The sequence below is a fragment of the Caulobacter sp. GW821-FHT10F06 genome, assembly GCF_058809215.1.
Window position 1 is genome coordinate 136,248 of the sequence record NZ_JBXASK010000008.1, and the last position, 16,722, is coordinate 152,969.

12 protein-coding genes are annotated in these 16,722 nt (G+C 67.7%); 3 read left to right on the forward strand and 9 right to left on the reverse strand.

Annotated features, from left to right (window positions below):
* Positions 1-12 precede the first annotated feature (12 nt).
* Genes AC1RUS_RS17945 through AC1RUS_RS17960 form a run of 4 tightly spaced genes read right to left on the reverse strand, consistent with a single transcriptional unit; the run spans position 13 to position 4,793 of the window.
* A complete protein-coding gene (locus AC1RUS_RS17945) occupies positions 13-1,008 on the reverse strand; it encodes an AAA family ATPase (protein ID WP_492917970.1) in 996 nt (331 codons plus the stop codon).
* Positions 1,009-1,056: 48 nt separating this feature from the next.
* On the reverse strand, positions 1,057-1,764 hold the full coding sequence (locus AC1RUS_RS17950; protein WP_492917971.1) for a DUF4159 domain-containing protein: 708 nt from the start codon (positions 1,762-1,764) through the stop codon (positions 1,057-1,059).
* A gap of 34 nt (positions 1,765-1,798) precedes the next feature.
* Positions 1,799-3,133, reverse strand: coding sequence for a TldD/PmbA family protein (locus AC1RUS_RS17955; protein ID WP_492917972.1), 1,335 nt, complete (start codon positions 3,131-3,133; stop codon positions 1,799-1,801).
* Between the two features lie 22 nt (positions 3,134-3,155).
* The gene (locus AC1RUS_RS17960; RefSeq protein ID WP_492917973.1) at positions 3,156-4,793 is read right to left on the reverse strand and encodes a TldD/PmbA family protein; all 1,638 of its coding nucleotides are present in this window, start codon (positions 4,791-4,793) and stop codon (positions 3,156-3,158) included.
* A 511-nt stretch (positions 4,794-5,304) separates the two neighbouring features.
* Here AC1RUS_RS17960 and AC1RUS_RS17965 point away from each other — a divergent pair.
* Positions 5,305-5,577: a hypothetical protein gene (locus tag AC1RUS_RS17965; protein WP_492917974.1), complete on the forward strand. Its 273-nt coding sequence runs from the start codon at positions 5,305-5,307 to the stop codon at positions 5,575-5,577.
* Between the two features lie 11 nt (positions 5,578-5,588).
* Here the strand turns inward: AC1RUS_RS17965 and AC1RUS_RS17970 are convergent, their stop codons facing one another.
* The 5 genes from AC1RUS_RS17970 to AC1RUS_RS17990 form a co-directional block, all read right to left on the reverse strand.
* Entirely contained in the window at positions 5,589-7,127 is a 1,539-nt protein-coding gene (locus AC1RUS_RS17970; RefSeq protein WP_492917975.1) for an adenosine deaminase family protein, read from the reverse strand.
* A 96-nt stretch (positions 7,128-7,223) separates the two neighbouring features.
* Positions 7,224-8,567, reverse strand: coding sequence for a 2-hydroxycarboxylate transporter family protein (locus AC1RUS_RS17975; protein WP_492917976.1), 1,344 nt, complete (start codon positions 8,565-8,567; stop codon positions 7,224-7,226).
* Complete coding sequence (locus AC1RUS_RS17980) at positions 8,564-10,516, reverse strand: CocE/NonD family hydrolase (RefSeq protein WP_492917977.1); 1,953 nt, start codon at positions 10,514-10,516, stop codon at positions 8,564-8,566. The genes AC1RUS_RS17975 and AC1RUS_RS17980 overlap by 4 nt, the downstream gene beginning before the upstream one ends.
* Before the next feature lie 18 nt (positions 10,517-10,534).
* A complete protein-coding gene (locus tag AC1RUS_RS17985) occupies positions 10,535-13,378 on the reverse strand; it encodes a TonB-dependent receptor domain-containing protein (protein WP_492917978.1) in 2,844 nt (947 codons plus the stop codon).
* A 97-nt stretch (positions 13,379-13,475) separates the two neighbouring features.
* Positions 13,476-14,600, reverse strand: coding sequence for an ABC transporter substrate-binding protein (locus AC1RUS_RS17990; RefSeq protein ID WP_492917979.1), 1,125 nt, complete (start codon positions 14,598-14,600; stop codon positions 13,476-13,478).
* A gap of 73 nt (positions 14,601-14,673) precedes the next feature.
* Here AC1RUS_RS17990 and AC1RUS_RS17995 point away from each other — a divergent pair, with 73 nt between their 5' ends.
* A complete protein-coding gene (locus tag AC1RUS_RS17995) occupies positions 14,674-15,336 on the forward strand; it encodes a response regulator transcription factor (RefSeq protein WP_492917980.1) in 663 nt (220 codons plus the stop codon).
* Entirely contained in the window at positions 15,333-16,718 is a 1,386-nt protein-coding gene (locus AC1RUS_RS18000; protein WP_492917981.1) for a sensor histidine kinase, read from the forward strand. The genes AC1RUS_RS17995 and AC1RUS_RS18000 overlap by 4 nt, the downstream gene beginning before the upstream one ends.
* Positions 16,719-16,722: the final 4 nt, after the last annotated feature.

Here is a 16,722-nt window from a genome sequence, read left to right on the forward strand (position 1 = left end):
CAGACCGCCTCGTCAGGCGGGCATCGGCACGGCGCGGACCAGCGCGGCCACCACGTCGTCGGCGCTGCGCCCCTCGGCCTCGGCGGCGAACGACAGCAGCAGCCGATGACGCATCACCGGGCCGGCCAGGGCCACGATGTCCTCGCGGGTCGCCGCCAGCCGTCGCTGCAACAGAGCCCGCGCCTTGGCGGCCAGGATCAGCGACTGCCCCGCGCGAGGACCCGCGCCCCATTTGACGTACTTGCGGACCTCGTCCGGCGCGCCGTCGCCCGGCCGGCTGGCGCGCACGATCCGCGTGACCCAGGTCAGCAGGGTCTCGCTGAAATGCACTTCGCGGACGCGGGCCTGCAGCGCCAGGACCTCTTCGCCCTTCATCACGGCGGGCACGGCGCCGGTCTTGCTGCCCGTGGTCTGGGCCAGGATGTCCCGCTCCTCGCGCTCGCTGGGATAGTCGACGCGGATGTGCAGCAGGAAGCGGTCCAGCTGGGCTTCCGGCAGCGGATAGGTGCCGGCCTGTTCCAGCGGGTTCTGGGTGGCCAGGACGAAGAAGGGCGACGGCAGCTTGTGGGTCACCCCGCCATAGCTGACGGTCCGTTCCTGCATGGCCTCCAGCAGGGCCGCCTGGGTCTTGGGCGGCGTGCGGTTCAGCTCGTCGGCCAGCAGCAGGTTGGTGAAGACCGGGCCGGGCTGGAAGCGGAAGCTGCGATGGCCGGTGCCGTGGTCCTCTTCCAAGAGTTCGGTGCCCAGGATGTCGCTGGGCATCAGGTCGGGCGTGAACTGCACGCGGCGGAACTCCAGCTTCAGCGCCTCGCCCAGCGAGCGCACCAGCAGCGTCTTGCCCAAGCCCGGCACGCCTTCCAGCAGGCAGTGGCCGCCCGCCAGCAGGCCGATCAACAGCTGCTCGACCACGTCCTCCTGGCCGACGATGGCCTGGGCGATGGCGGCGCGAAGATCGCCGAGGCGCGAGAGCTGCGCCTGGATGTCGGCTTCGGAAACGGTGTCGGTCATGGCGGGTCCCGGGAGGGGTACAAAAGCGAATTCGGCGGGCGGGCTGGGTCAGGAAGACAGGGCGTACATCACGATATTGACCCCGAACCGGGTGTTATCGACGGCCAGGAAGCGCTTGTTTCGCCAGTCGTAATCCCACTCGCACCCGTAATCCTTGTTGCTGTAGAGCACGCCCAGGCGACCATTGATCTCGATGCCCTTCAAGTAGTCGTGCACCAGGTCGTCCCCCCAGCCATTGAGCTCCAGCCCGGTGTTCGGCGGCCCGTCGTCGAACTTGAAGAAGCTGCGATAGATCGGATGGGTCTTGGGCAGGGTCTTCAGCGCCGTCGGCCCGAAGATCGCCCGCATCTGCGCTTCGAAAGACCGGGCGAACAGGCCGTCGATATCGTGGTTGCAGTCGTCCACCAGAACGAAACCGCCGTTTCGGACATAGCGTTCGAAATTGCGCCGCTCGGCCGCCGAGAACTCGACCAGCTTATGCCCAGCCAGATAGCAGAACGGCGCGGTCAGCATGCGCGGATCCGACAGGGCGATCACCCGCTCGGTCGGATCGACGCGCAGGGTCGTGTAGTCGATCAGCGAGGTGATCAGGTTGGACGGCATGCGCTGGTCCACGTCCCAGTCGCCCGAGTCGTAGCGCAGCCGCGTGAACCAGAAGTCGTAGCCGCCGGCCGCGGCCCTGGCGCGCGGCGAGCCGGCCAGAACTAAACTGGCCAGCCCCCCTGCCCCGAGCCGCAGGAACTGCGCCCGGTTCATGCCTTCCGTCTGGCGTCCGGTCGGACTGCCGCCATCAAACCGCGTCCGACAGCGAGGTGAAGGTGAAGTCGCGCAGCTTCATCGGCGGCAGCACCATGACGGTGTCAGACTCGTCGCTCTTGACCCGCACCGGCTTGCCCAACTCCTCGACGTTGTTGAGCATGATCACCGGCGACTCGTTGAACCGGAAGTTCTTGATCGGATACTTGATCTGGCCGTTCTCGATGTAGAACGTGCCGTCGCGGGTCAGGCCCGTCAGCAGCACCGTTTGCGGGTCGACCATGCGGATGTACCAGGTGCGCGTGACTAGGATGCCGCGCTCGGTGGTGCGGATCAGGTCCGCGGTCGACTTGTCGCCGCCCAGCATGATCAGATTGCCCGGTCCGGCCTTGGCGGCCTTGCCCTGCTTCTGCGCCCAATAGCGGGAGTAGTTCAGGTTCATGACCTTGCCGTTCTCGACGATCGGCATCTTCGAGCGCGGCAGTCCGTCGCCATCCCAGGGATAGACCGCGCCGCCGGGATAGGCCGGGTCGGTGAACAGGTTGACCTGCGGACCATAGACCTGCTCGCCGGTCTTGTTGCCGCCGCCGGCCTTGGACAGGAAGCTGCGTCCTTCGTCGGCCGAGCGCGCATCGAAGAAGTTCATCATGAAGCCGATCAGGCCGGCCGCCGCCGCCGGCTCCAGGATGACCGTGTACTTGCCGGGCTCGAGCGCCTTAGCCTCGGCCGAGGCGCTAGCCTTGCGCATGGCCACGCGCACGTCGTCGCCCGCCTGGAAGCTGGTGGTGTCCTGGACGTTGTGCCCGACCCAGCCGGATCCGCGCCCGTCGGCGGTGCGGACGGTGCAGGTGAAGTCGGCGCTGGTCGAGGTCTGGTAGCCGTAGGCGCCCTTGCTGTTGAGGAAGGCCGTGAATCCGGTCACGTCCTCCAGATAGCCGGCCGCGATCAGGTTGGCGGCCTTGCAGGGAGTGATCGAGTCCGTCGCCACCTTGGCCCGATAGTCCGGGGTGATGGCGGCGGTCGCGGCGCTGAACGTCGGCGTGGCGGCGTAGGTCTGAGGGCCGACCGCCGGCATGAACTCGGGGTTCTCGGGAGCCAGCTTGGCCAGCTCCTCGGCCCGCTGCACCACGCGCTTGAGCGAGGCCTCGTCGAACTGGTTGATCGTGGCCTGGCCGACCCGCTTGCCGAAAGCGACCTGCACGGCCAGCACGGTGTTGCTGATCACGCCGCTGGTCGAGACGTTGTTGAGGGCGAAGCGGATATTGCCCAGGGTCGATCCGTCCAGTTGGGCGATACACTCGTCCGCCGTGGACAGGCTCACGACCTTGGTCAGGATCGCCTTGGCTTCCGCCTCCGGAAGAATGCTCATCTGTCAGTCTCCTTGGTCGCGGTCAGCCGAGCGAACGGGCGGTGTTGATGACGTTGATGCCGTTGAAGCGCGCGGTGCTGGACCCATGCGACACGGATGAAATCTGGCTGGGCTGGCCCTTGCCGTCGAAGAAGGACCCGCCCAGGCGGTAGTCGCTCTCGTCGCAGACCCCGGCGCAGGCGTTCCAGAACTCCGGCGTCCGGATCTGGTAGGCCACGTCCTCGATCTGATGAGTGATCTTGCCGTTCTTGATCTCGTAAAACAGCTGGCCGCCGAACTGGGCGTTGTAGCGCTGCTGGTCGATCGAGAACGAACCGTCGCCGACGATGTAGATGCCGTCCTCGACCTCGCCGATCATGTCCGCGACGCTCTTCTTGTCCTTGCCAGGCTCCAGCGAGACGTTGGCCATGCGCTGGAACTGTACGCTTGACCAGCTGTCGGCGTAGCAGCAGCCGTCCGACTCCGCCTTGCCCTCGATATGGGCCTGGTCACGGATCGCCTGGTAGCCGACCAGCTTGCCGTCGCGGATCAGGTCCCACTTCTTGGTCTTCACGCCCTCGTCGTCATAGGCGACGGCGCCGAGGCTGCCAGGCTGCAGCTTGTCGGCGACGATGTTGACCTTGTCGCTGCCGTACTGGAAGTGACCCTTCAGCTTGTCCATCGTTGCGAAGCTGGTGCCCGCGAAATTGGCCTCGTAGCCCAGCACCCGGTCCAGTTCGAGGGGGTGGCCGACCGACTCGTGGATGGTCAGCCAGGTATGCGAGGGATCCAGCACCAGGTCGTACTTGCCCGGCTTGACCGACGGCGCCTTCAGCTTGGCGCGCGCCTGTTGCGCGGCCGCGATGGCGTCTTCCTTCATGTCGTAGGACTTGCCGTAGGTGACGACGCCATTGGGCAGGGCGAACTTGCCCGAGGCCGCGCCGTCAAGGTACTCGAAGCCCAGCCCCATCGGGGCTGACAGACCCTCGCGATTGCGGAACTTGCCGGTGGTCTTGTCGACCGCCGTGACGTCCAGCGGCGCCCAGATGCGATGGACGTCCTGGTCGATGTACGAGCCGTCGGTGCTGGCGAAGTACTTCTGCTCGTTGACGAGAAACAGCATCGACTGGATGAAGTCCGCGCCGGCCTTGATGGCGGAGGCGTTGACGTCCAGCAGCAGGTCGGCCTTTTCCTTGATCGGCACCGCCATGGCGTTCTTGACGATCGGCGTGCGCCAGGCGACTTCGCCGACGCCCTTGGTCGGCGCCAGTTGGACGGGGGCCGTCAGCGCCTTGGCGTTGGCCGTCGCGATCGCCACGGCCTGCCGCGCGGCCTTTGCCACGTCGTCCGTCGTCATCGCGTTCGTGGCCGCGAAGCCCCAGGCGCCGTTGGCGATAACCCGCACCCCGACGCCCAGCGACTCGGTGTTGACGATGTTCTCGACGTGGGTCTCGCGAGTGATCACGAACTGTCGCAGATAGCGGCCGACGCGGACGTCGCAATAGGTCGCCCCCGCCGCCGTCGCGGCGTTCATCGCCGCATCGGCCAGGGTCTTCTTCACGCGGATATCGAGCGTCGAGAGCAGGTCTTCGGCGGCGATGGCCCGGCCAGCGAACAGCGAGGGCATCAGCAGCCCGCCCACGCCCGCCGAGCCAAGGGACAGGAAGTCGCGTCTGTGCATGGCTCGCCCCCAACCTGCGATCCGCGCAGGACAAAATCTGAAATGCTTGGTCCCCGCCGAGTCCCCGAGAGCCGGCGCGCGAGGATCATTGCCGCCGCCCGAGGACGACGTCAAACGCAGAAGTCCGAGGGCTCGCCGCCTTGGCGTCAGATGCCGCGAAGCACGTCTTTGGGTCAGTCCACGCGAAGCCCTGCCGGTCCATTGAACAGCGCGGAGCGCGGACAAGCCGACCGTTCGTTCAGGCCAAATCGTGTGTTAGCCGCGAATCCTTACGCCGCGCTGGCCGGGGTGACTTTCGATCTCCGCACGACCGTTCGGAAAATTGCGGCAAGGCTTGGAACGGGTTCAACGCGAAAGTCTTATTACCCTGTCCGGACAGAGCTTCAGGCCCTGGGGACGCCAAGCGGCCCGGCCAAACGCCCCCCCGACTGACGCCGGGCCGCACCCTCCCCCTTTTGCGCGTTGATCCACAGCTTTGTGCGCAGCCATGCTCCGCCCAAGGCGTTGAGGCATGATGGTAAAGCCTCCCAAACCCGCGCGCACCGGCATCGGCGCCCTGACCGTCGCCCGCGAGCAGCATCCCGTGTCCTTCGAAATCCGCTTCAACGAGTCTCGCGGCCAGCGCTTGGCCAAGGGCGGAGTGACGGGAGACGCCGAGACGATGCGGCTGGCCTTCCGGCAAGGTCAGGCGCGGCTGGTGCTGGATGACGGCCAATCGCTGGACGTCTCGATCGTCGCCCACGCCGAGGGCAGCCAGACGGCCTATTTCGAAACCGGCGTCTAGCCTCAGGCGATCTAGGGCCGGTCCAGCGACCGCTCGAAAGCCTCGAAGTCCTGTTCCAGCTTCCACTGCGCCGCAGCCTTCGAGTTCTTGGCCAGGAACGCCCTGCACGCCGGCCCGGTCGCGGCGCAGGCGGGAATTTTGACACGCGTCGAGACCCACAGGCTGGCCCCGGGCAGGAAGGCGTATTCCAGGCTATCGCGCGCCATGGCCTTCAGGTCGAGATAGCCTAGGCCATGCTCGGTTGCGGCGCGCAGATACTCGTTGGTCATGTCGATGCGCGAGACGCCCTCGTCGTCGGTCGACAGCACCACCGGCACGCCGGCCCTGCGATAGAGCGCGATCGGATGATCGGCGCCCTTCACGCCCAGGATGACGTCGTTGCTGGTCAGGTTGATCTCGACGGCCACGCGATCGCGCGCCATGCGGGCCAGCAGCGCCTGGGCGCCGTCCTCGTAGGCGATGTCGACGCCATGGCCGATGCGCCTGGCCCCGGCCACCTCGACCGCCTCGCGGATATGGAAACTCAGGTCGCGCGGCGGCGCCAGGCCCAGGGTCAGCTCACCGGCGTGCAGCGCCAGCGGGACCTTCGGATAGCGGGCGGCCAGGAACTTGAACATCCGCATGTGCAGCGCGTAGTCGGCCAGGGATGTCGGATCGTCCTCGGGATTGACGATATTGACTCCGACGAAGCGCGGATCGGCGTCGACCAAAGCGAAGGCCGCCAACATCTGGGCGAACACAAAGCCCGGCGGCTGGGCCCGCTCCACGAACGACTGGAAGCCGAGAACCACCTGGCACGGGCCAGGCTTGGCGGAAGTCCCCGGCGCGCATCCCTGGCGTCGATCGGCCTCGGCGAGAGCCGCGTCCATCTCGCGCCGAACCTCGGCGACCATTGCCGGCAGGCCCGGAGACAGACGCGTCAGGCCGTGATCGAAATCACCATCCCAGCCGTCCTGTCCGGCGACGGCGAAGGCGCGCATGGCGTTGGGATTGGCGGAGCTTTCGACATAGCCGACATGGTCGCCGGCCGCGTATTCGCGGGTCACCGCGATCATCGGACCCATGTTGCCGAGCGCCGAGGTCGCGAACCGGCCGAAGGTCGAGAAGAACTGGTCATGGCCCGAGGCGGCGGCGCCGTCCGCGCCGGGCGCGTAGTTGCGCACAGACAGGGCGTCGATGGTGCGGTTGTAGAGGCCCGGATCGCTACTCCCCAGATCCTTGGCCGAAACCTTGCCCGCGCCATCGCACGGTCCCGCGACGATCTCGGGCTTCAAACCCGTCGTGACGCATTGGCCGTCGGCGGCGGCCCAGGCGAGGAAATCCTCGGCATAGGGCGCGCCCCACAGGTGGTTGTGCAGATCGCCGCCCTTAGGCATGGCCTTGAGGAACACCCGCAGCCGGGCGCGGTCCTGGACGATCGCGTCGAAGCGCGCGGCGGCCTTGGTCTCGGCCGAAGGCGCGGGCGCGGCCCCCGCCGCCGTCGCGCCCAGCAGGCCGCCCGCCACGACCAGACCGATCAGTGCTCCGAAATATGTCCTGGCCGCCGTCATCGCCCACCTCGATCTCGCCCTCCCCTTCCACGATGATTTGCCCCGGCTGGCAAATCCTCGATCTGGTCCGAAGGCGGATGACGACGTCTGCCCGCGCTATGCGCAACGCGCGAAGGCGATCAGGATCAGGGTGACGGTGATCGCCCCGCCGATCCGGGTGGCGATCTGGGCGAAGGGCATCAGCTGCATGCGGTTGGCGGCGGTGAGGATCGCCACGTCGCCCGTGCCGCCCTGTCCCGAATGGGTGGCGTTGACGATGGCCGCCTCGATCGGATGCAGGCGCACGAAGCGCGCGGTCAGGAACCCCGTCGCCATCAGCGAGACCACGGTGGCGAAGATCGTCACCAGGGTCGGCAGGTTGAAGGCCGAGATCAGCTTCTCCCATGGCGTCTTGGCCACGCCGATCGCGAACAGCAGCGGATAGGTCACGCAGGTCGAGAAGAACTGGTAGTTGGCGTAGGCCCCCTGCTCCAAGGCCGGCGGCGCCAGGCGACACAGCTTGATCACCACCGCCAGACCCAGCATCACCACGGGACCCGGCCAGTGCAGCAGCGTCTGGGTCAGGGCGCCCACCAGATACAGCGTGACCACCATCAGGATAGCCGCCCCCACGGTCTGGGGCGTCGGCGTCACCTTCACCGCATCATGGCCGCTCAACGGCACGTCCGCCTCGCCGACCTGCAGACGGCCCTCGCCGGTCAGGTGTGGATAGCGGCGGCCCAGGAAGTTGAGCCCTCCGGACAGGACGATGGCCGTCAGGCTGCCCAGCATGATCGGCGGCAGCACCTCGGCGAACACCTCGCCCTGTGGCTGGCCGGAGATGTGGGCGTAGCCGACCGACAGCGGGATCGCTCCCTCGCCCACCCCGCCTGCCATGATCGGCGCGACGATCTTGAACAGGGTGTGCTCAAAGCCCAGACCCAGCATCACGCCCGTGGAGCAGCCGACGACGAAAGCGACGATCGAGCCCAGCGCCAGCGGGATGAAGATCTTGCCGAAGCCCTGGATCAGCGAGCGGCGATCCATGCCCAAGATGCTGCCCACTACGATCGAGGCGATGAACAGGTAGAGAAAGTTCGAGCTTTCGGTGAACTCCGAGATCGAGGTCACCAGCACCTGGGGCAGCAGGCCGGCATATTCCAGATAGGACGGAATGAAGGTGGCGAAGATCGCCGCGAAGCCCAGGCTGCGCAGGCCCGGAATGCGCTTGCCGATCTCCGCGCACAGGAAGCCGCCCGTGGTCAGGATGGCGATATTGGTCAGGATGTCGGACGGCGCCTTGCCCAGGGCGACATAGGTCGCGGCCAGCGCCAGGACGATCAGCACCACCGGCAGCGGCGCGATGCCGATCCTGAAGTCCATCAGGCTCCACCACCAGGCCAGGGCCGAGCTGGGCCTGGCGACGTCCTGGTTCTCGACGGCTTTGACAGGCTCGCTCATGCGCGCCTCGGGATGATCGGCAATGTCACGTGCGAAGGCCGGGCGGCGTCAGCGAAGACGGTGTTGCGCGCGACCTGCCGGGTCAGGCCCTTGCCCTCCGGCGCGCCGGTGTTGGGATTGACGTCGAAGTGCGGGAAATTGCTGGACGAGATGTCCAGCCGGATGCGGTGGCCGCGCTTGAACAGGTTCGAGGTCGGGAAGGCCTCGATCTTGATCGGATAGACCTCGCCCGGCGTCATCAGGGTCGGCGTCTCCCACGACGCCCGATAGCGGCAGCGCAGGATTCCTTCGGTCAGGTTCAGAGCGTAACCGGCCGGATAGTCCTCGCTCGGCGGGTAAAGATCGATCAGCTTGATCGTGAAGTCGGTGTCCTTGGCGTCCGACGCGATCCAGAGCGTGGCCTCGATGACCCCAGTGACCTCGACGTCCTCGACCAGCGGCTCGGTCTGGAAAACCAGCACATCCGGCCTGGCCTCCAGAGGCAGATAGGGCGCGCGAGCGCCGTAGAGATCGGGCGTTTCGCGCTGGTCGAAGCCGCCGCCGCGCATCAGCGGCTCGCCCGACGTCACCGCCCCGCCGATGGTCGGCACGGGATCATCGGGATCGAAGTCATAGCTCAGCGCCGCGCCGTCGGCTGCCGGCGGGCTCTTGGCCAAGGCGCCCGATGCGTCGATATAGAACGGCGTCAGGCGCTGTTCGGGGATCGGCCAGGCCGTCTCGCTGCGCCAGGCGCCGCCGTGGTTCAGCCGGCCTTGGGCCGTCTTGCGGCCGTCGCCGCCGCCCATGACGAACAGGCGCACCGCCGGCTCAGCCGGGCCGGTCGCCGGCAGTCCCTTCAGATGGCGGTCGTACCATTTCAGGCGCTGGGCGAAAAAGTCGGCGCCGCCGTCGGCGTCGATCGTCGAGGCCGGCCCGAACTCGACGTCGCCCGAATAGCTGGTCGAGCGCCCCCCATGGGTCCAGGGCCCCATGATAAGCCGCACCGAGCGTCCAGCCTTGGCCAGGCCCAGATAGTTGTCGGTCGCCGTGCGCGAATAGGGATCGTACCAGCCGGACATGTGGACCATGTCGGCCTTGGCGAAGGTGTCGTAGTAGCCGGCCGCGTAGATGCCCGGCTGCTTCCAGAAGCCGTCGAACTCGCCGTGCTCCCACTGCTCGTAGACATAGGCCTCGTAGTCGGGGATCCGGCTGATCGGCGTATGACCGCGCTTCCACGGCATGCTGGCGAACCAGGCCTTGAGGTCGACGGTCTTCAGCGCCGCCAGCAGGCGTGGATTGTTCTGCGCCGCCTGGCTTTCCAGGCCCAGATTATAGGCCCAGGTCACCTGCTTGAGCTCAAAGGCTCCGCCCTGACGGATGCCGCCCTGATAGGCGTTGGAGAAACCGCCACAGTCCACGAAAAGCGCCTTCAAGCCCGGCGGGTTCAGGCAGCCCAGGGCCACCTGGGTGTGGGCCGCGTAGGACAGCCCCATGGTCCCGATCCTGCCGTCGCTCCACGGCTGCTCGACGATCCAGGCGCAGGTGTCGTAGCCGTCCGCGCCTTCGCTCAGATACTTGATGAACTCGCCTTCCGAGCCATAGCGGCCCCGGCAGTCCTGGAAGATCACCACATAGCCTTGGGACACATAGACCTTGGCCACCTCGGCCCGGCTGATCGGGATCTTGTTGGTCGCCGTAATGTCCCGGAAACTGGTGACGTTCCGCCCATAGGGCGTGCGCTCCATGATCACCGGGAACCGACCGGCGACGGGCTTCCCGCCGCGCGCCGGTCTGTAGATGTCGGTGGCCAACCGCACGCCGTCGCGGGTCTTCACGCCGACATTGCTCTCCAGCACGATGTCGTAGGGCTCGCTCGGTTTGGGCGCGGCGAGCGCCCGTGTGGATCCCAACAGCCCAAGCAGGGCCGCCGCGCGCCCGAAGGCGCGGCGGGTCATCGGGGAATTCGACATGGACGCTCGCCTCGACGCTTAGAACGACTTGCCGACGCGGACGTAGAAGTAACGTCCCATCACATCGTAGGTGTAGATGTCGAAGTTGATCGGGGCGTTGGCGTATGAGATCGGCGGGGCCTTGTCGAAGAGGTTGTTGATCCCCAGCGTGACGTTGGTGCGGGCGTCCTCGAACCGGCGATCCAGCTGCAGGTCGTTGTAGACGATCGACGCGACGCGATTGCCCTTCACGGGCGTGGTCGGCAGGGCCGGCGCGGCGCCGTCCAGGGTCGAGCCGATATAGCGGCCGCGCCACATCACCGCCCAGTCATCGTTCGACCAGCGCAGCGAAGCCAGGCCCTTCCAGCGCGGATAGGTGGCCCGCGCCGTCGCCGGCGTGGTGCCGCCGGTCGAGGTGCCGGCCGCATGGGTGACCAGCGGCGCGCCGCCCGTCGGGTTGGGCGAGGTGACGTCGAAGCTGTCCAGGTGCGTGCCCGAGACCGTCGCATCCCAGATCCCGAAGTCGCTGGCGACATGATAGCGAACCGCCACGTCGTAACCCTGCGTCTGGATCTGGTTGAGGTTCAGGAACGAGGAACTGAAGTTGAGCACCTGGCCCGTCGTCGCGTCGCGGGTCAGGGCGTCGCAATAGGTCCCCGCCTGGGCGGCGCACAGCTGCAGCGCGTTGGCGACCGACGGGGTCGAGATCGCGTTCTTGATCGTCACCTTGTAGCCGTCCAGCGTGACGCTCAGGCCCGGAACCCAATTGGGCTGCACGGCGAGGCCGTAGCTCCAGGTCTCGGCCGTCTCCGGCTCCAGCTTGCCGTTGCCCGACACCGTCAGCGGCAACAGGCCGCCGTTGTAGGAACTCTGGTTATAGGTCGAAGGCACGCCCGCGCAGCCCGGCAGGGTGGGATGGGCCGCCGCGCCGCCGTTGCAGGGATCGGTGTTGCTGCCGGCCAGGTTCGACTGCCGCGAACCGGTATAGAGCTCGATCAGCGACGGCGCCCGGAATCCTTGCGACCAGGTGCCCCGCAGCAGCAGGCCTTCCACCGGACGGTAGCCGACGCCCACCTTCGAGGTGAACTTCGAGCCGGCGGTGTCGTAGTCCGAATAGCGGGTGGCGACATCCACCTCGAGCTTCTTGGCGAACGGCAGGTCCGACAGGATCGGCGCCGTGAACTCCAGGAACGCTTCCTTGACAGTGTAGGAGCCGTTGGCGGTCGGCGTGCGCATGACGTTGGTCGTCGTCACGGTCGTGGCCGGCAGCGGCAGCGCGCCCGAACCGGTCGAGACGGTGTTCACATAGGCGTCGGGATGGTCCTCGCCGACGTTCTTGCGCCACTCGAAGCCGAAGGCCATGGCCAGCGGCCCGCCCGGGAGCTCCATCAGCGTGCCGTTCACGTCGAAGGTCAGGTCATAGAGCTTGGTGGCGTTGGTCTCGCGCGCCGTCGAATTGATGTAGGCGGCCTGCTCGGGCGTCATCTGTCCAAAGATGTTGACCGGGATGCAGCCGGCCTGAGCCGCGCAGACCGAGGGGCTGGAGAGCGCCAGGGCCAGGTGCTCCAGGTCGATGCCGCCGGGCGAGGAGAACTTCATCCGGTTCTCGGCGGCCGAACCGAACAGCGACCAGTTCCACGACCGGGCGAAGAGATCGACGTCTCCAGCCAGCTCGCCCGAGACCCGATAGGTGTCGACCTGCTGGTTGCTGATCCGGTTTCCGACCTGCGGCGTGAAGATCTGGATGTTCCAGGCCTGATTGGCCGCGAAGCCGACGCCGAAGGGGTTGTATTGCTGGTTGGCGGCGATGGCGAAGCCGCGATAGGTGCCGGCCGTGCCGCCGATCGACAGGTTGGTCGGCGAGAACACCTGCTGCGAGTTGCGGCGATTGAACATCGCGTCCAGCGTCAGCTTGACGTGGTCGGTCAGGTCCTGGTCGACGCGGGCGAAGAGGCCGTAGCGCTCGCTGGGGCCCACAGCGTAAACGCCCTGCGCCATGGTGTTGTAGTAGTCGTCCGGCAGGGCGGCGCGGTGGTAACTGGCCAGCCCCGTCGCGACGGTGACGCCGACATTCTGGGTCAGGGGCGAGGCCGTCGTCGACAAGCCCGGCAGGATGTAGAGCCCGCGCGGGCTGGACGGCGCGGCGCTAAGGTTGGCGGGCCCGGCGGTCAGCGACACCTGGGTCAGGTCGCGGTCCTTGGTCTCGACCGGATCATCGGTGACATAGGTGGCCGACACCATCACCGAGCCGCGCTCGAAGCGATGGCCCCAGTTGGTCACCAGGCTCCAGGATTCGCCGTCGCCACGCGAGGAGACGCCGTACTTGGTCTCGACGTTCAGGCCTTGCAGGTTGCTGCGGGTCTTCAGGTTGACGACGCCGGCGATGGCGTCGGCGCCGTAGATGGCCGAGGCGCCGTCCTGCAGCACCTCCATGCTGCCGATCATGCCGATCGGAATCGTGTTGAGGTCGACGAAGTCGCGGATGCCGCGCGCGCCCACGCCGTCCACCCAGCGGTGGCCGTCGACCAGAACCAGGGTGCGGTCGGCCGCGCCGTCCGAGTTGGCCAGGTAGCGCAGGCTGATCGAGCTGCCGCCGTACGACGTGCCCTGGGTGCCGTTGGAATTGTAGCTGACGCCGGCGCTGGGCAGCTTCTGCAACAGCTCGCCGACCGAGGACACCGCTGCCCGCTGCAGGTCTTCCTCGGTGATGCTGGTCAGCTCGCCGACCGAGTCGGCGTCCTTGCGGCGGGTCTTGGAGCCCGTGACGATGATGGTGTCGACAGTCGCCACGTCCGACGCGCCGGCCGACGGCGCGGCGGGCGCGATTTGAGCGATGGCGTGACCCGAGGTCCCCGCGAGAAGAGCCAGAACCGAAGCGCTCAAATAGATAGCGGACAGCTTTTTCAACGGAGATCCCCCTCCTGGCCGTCGGCGACCGCCGGCGGCTAAGTTGCGCGGCTTTCCACCGCTCATTCGGAGGCTAGGGTCGGTTACCTGTCACGATGTTGTCGCGGACCCGGCGATAGTCGTCGGTGTGATCGGGTCCGATCGCGGCGCGCCAGTCCTGCACCATGCGCTCGCGCCGCATCTGGTCGAGATTGGCCAGCAGCGAAGGGCCCACCTCGATCGGCCGGGCGATCGAAGGGTCCGGGCCCGGCACGCCCGCGCCGCCCAGGTCCGTCCGCACCGGAGTCAGGCTGGTGCGGGCCAGCAGGGCCTGGCCCTCCGGCGACAGCATGAAGTCCAGGAACAGCTTGGCGGCGTTGGGATGCCGCGCCTTGGCCGACACGAAGGCGATGCGCGACATCACCAGCGTGTAGTCGCTGGGAAAGATCACGCGCAGGTTCGGGTTCTTGCGTTGCTCCTCCAGCGCATAGGAGCCGATGACGTTGTAGCCCAGCACGGTGTCGCCCCGGCTGACGCCCTCCAGCAGGGTGGCCGTGGACTCGTAGAGCCGCGGCCGGCTCGCGCCGATCGCCCGGTTCAAGGCCAGGGTGTCGGCGGAAGCCTGTCGGTCCTGCGAATAATAGAGGAAGCCCACGCCGGACCGGGCCGGGTTGAAGGTGCCGATCGAGCCCTTCAGCCGGCCGCTCTCCAGGGCCTGACGCAGCTCGGCGTGACTGCGCGGCGCCTGACTTTCGGGCAATCGGCGCCGGTCGTGGACGAAGACAATGGGCTCGGCGGTGACGCCATAGCCCTGGTTCTTCCAAACCGTCCACGGCGGCAGCATCGCCTTGTCGGGTGCGACGAAGGTCTGGGCGTAGCCGTCGTTGATCAACTTGATCTGCAGATCCATCGCCGAACTCCAGACGAGATCGGCCGTGGACGCGCCGGCGGCGCTCTCGGTCAGGTATCGGGCGTAGAGTTCGGCGGAATTCTGCCGCAGGAACGAGACCCGCACCGCCGGATTGGCGCGCTGGAACGCGGCCAGGACGGGGCTGATCTCCATGTCGCCGGTGTTGGCGTAGATGGTCAGCGCCCCCTCGCGGGCCGCCGCCTTCCGCAGGCCGCGGCGCGACCAGGCCTGGGCGTCGAAGGGCCCGCCAGGCGCGCATCCGGCGACCAGACCGGCGAGCGGCGCGAGCATCAGCTGTCGTCGAAGCATGGAGGCCGCCTTGTTCCCTGCCGGCGAACTTGCATGATAGGGCGGAGTCGTCCAGCCGGGGAGCCAGACAGACATGAGGCTTCTCTTCGTCGAAGACGACAAGGCTCTGGGCCGGGGCGTGGTCGCCTTCCTGCGGTCCGAGCAGTTCACCGTCGACTGGGTCACCGACGGCGAGACGGCGCTGGAGCAACTGGCCGAGCCCTATTCCGTCATCGTCCTGGATCTGGGCCTGCCCGACATCAGCGGTCTGGAAGTGCTGGTCCGGTTGCGACGCGCCGGCAACCGCACGCCGCTGCTGATCCTGACCGCGCGCGACACGTTGAAGGACAAGGTCGGCGGCCTGGACCTGGGCGCCGACGACTACATGCTCAAGCCGTTCGAGCTGGAAGAGCTGGCCGCGCGCATCCGCGCCCTGGCCCGCCGTCGGGGCGGAGACCCCTCCCCCGTCCTGACCGTCGGCTCCCTGACCGTCGATCGCAACGGCGCCCGGGCCTATGTCGACGGCCGCGACCTGGAGCTGCGCCGCCGCGAGCACACCGTGCTGCTGGTGCTGGCCGCCAACGCCGGCAAGGTGGTCTCGCGCCGCCGACTGACGGGCGAGATCTTCGGCCATGACGACGAAGCCGGCCCCAACGCGCTGGACGTCTATGTCGGCCGGGTCCGCCGCAAGCTCGAGCCGAACGGTCCCAAGATCCTGACCCTGCGCGGCCAGGGTTACGTGCTGCAGGTTCCATGATCCGCTTCCGGTCGCTGACCGTCCGGCTGCTGCTGGCGCTGGTGATTCCGCTGATCGTCTCGGCCGCCCTGATCGGGATCGGCGACGCCTGGGTGACCCGCCGGGTGGTCGACTACACCTCCGACCGTCTGCTGGGCGGCTCGGTGCGCGCCATCGCCGAGTCCGTCACGGTCGAGAACGGTCAGGTGCGCGTCGACCTGCCGCCGTGGGCCTTCGGCCTGCTCGACAGCCCCCAGCGCGACAGCGTGTTCTACAGCGTCCGGCAGTCGGGGCGCACCCTGACCGGCTATGCCGACCTGCCCGACTTCGACCGCGAGGCCATCGCCACGCGCGGACCGGTGTTCCGCACCCTCACCTACCAGGGCCGCCAGGTGCGCCAGTCGGCCGAGGCCTTGCGGGCGCCCGGAGCCGCCGCGCCGGTCATCATCTCCGTGGCCCAGACCATGGAGTCCCGCACCGCCGTGCGAGGCACGCTGATGACCACCGTCGGCCTGATCGAGGCCGGCCTGATCGGCCTGGTGGCGCTGCTGATCTGGCCCGCCGCCCGCTGGAGCCTGCGCCCGCTGCAGGGCCTGCGCCGCCGCCTGTCGGAACGCTCCGACGCCCGCGATCCGGACTTCACCCCCGTCGCGGTCGACGACGTGCCGCGCGAGCTGCAGTCGGTCGTCGTGGCCTTCAACACCCTGCTGGGCCAGCTGGAACGCTCGGTCGACGGCGTACGCCGCTTCACGGCCGACGCCTCGCACCAGATCCGCACGCCGTTGGCGATCCTCAAGACCCACCTGACCCTGCTGGCGCGCGGCAAACGTCCGGCCGCCGACCGCGAATCCCTGGTCGATGCTCTGGAAGCCGTCGACCGCCTCCAGCGCCTGATCGAGCAGCTCCTGGCCCTGGCCCGCGCCGAAGCGGCCGAGGCCGACGGCCGCCAGGAGTCCGACCTCGCCGCCTGCGCCGCCAGCCTTGTGGCCCGCTGTCGGGACCGCGCCACGGCGGCCGGGAAGTCGCTGACGCTGAGGTCCGCTACGGATGAGGTCCGCGTGGCCCTGACCGGCGCGCTCGTCGAACAAATCCTCGAGAACCTAATCGATAACGCCCTGCGTTACGGCGGTCCCACGGTCGTCGTCGAGATCGACCTGCAGCCGGACGCCGCGATCCTGGCGGTCGAAGACGATGGTCCGGGGCTGCCGGACGGCCTGACCCGCCGCCCCTTCGAGCGGTTCTCGCGCGGGCCGCACAGCGAAGGCCTCGGAAGCGGTCTTGGTCTGTCGATCGTCAAGGCGCTCGCCGCCCGCGCGGGCGGCGACGCGACGCTGGCCAATCTGCCGGGCGGCGGCCTGAAGGTCATCATTCGCCTGCCGAGACTGGATCTGGTCGCGGCCTGAAGGC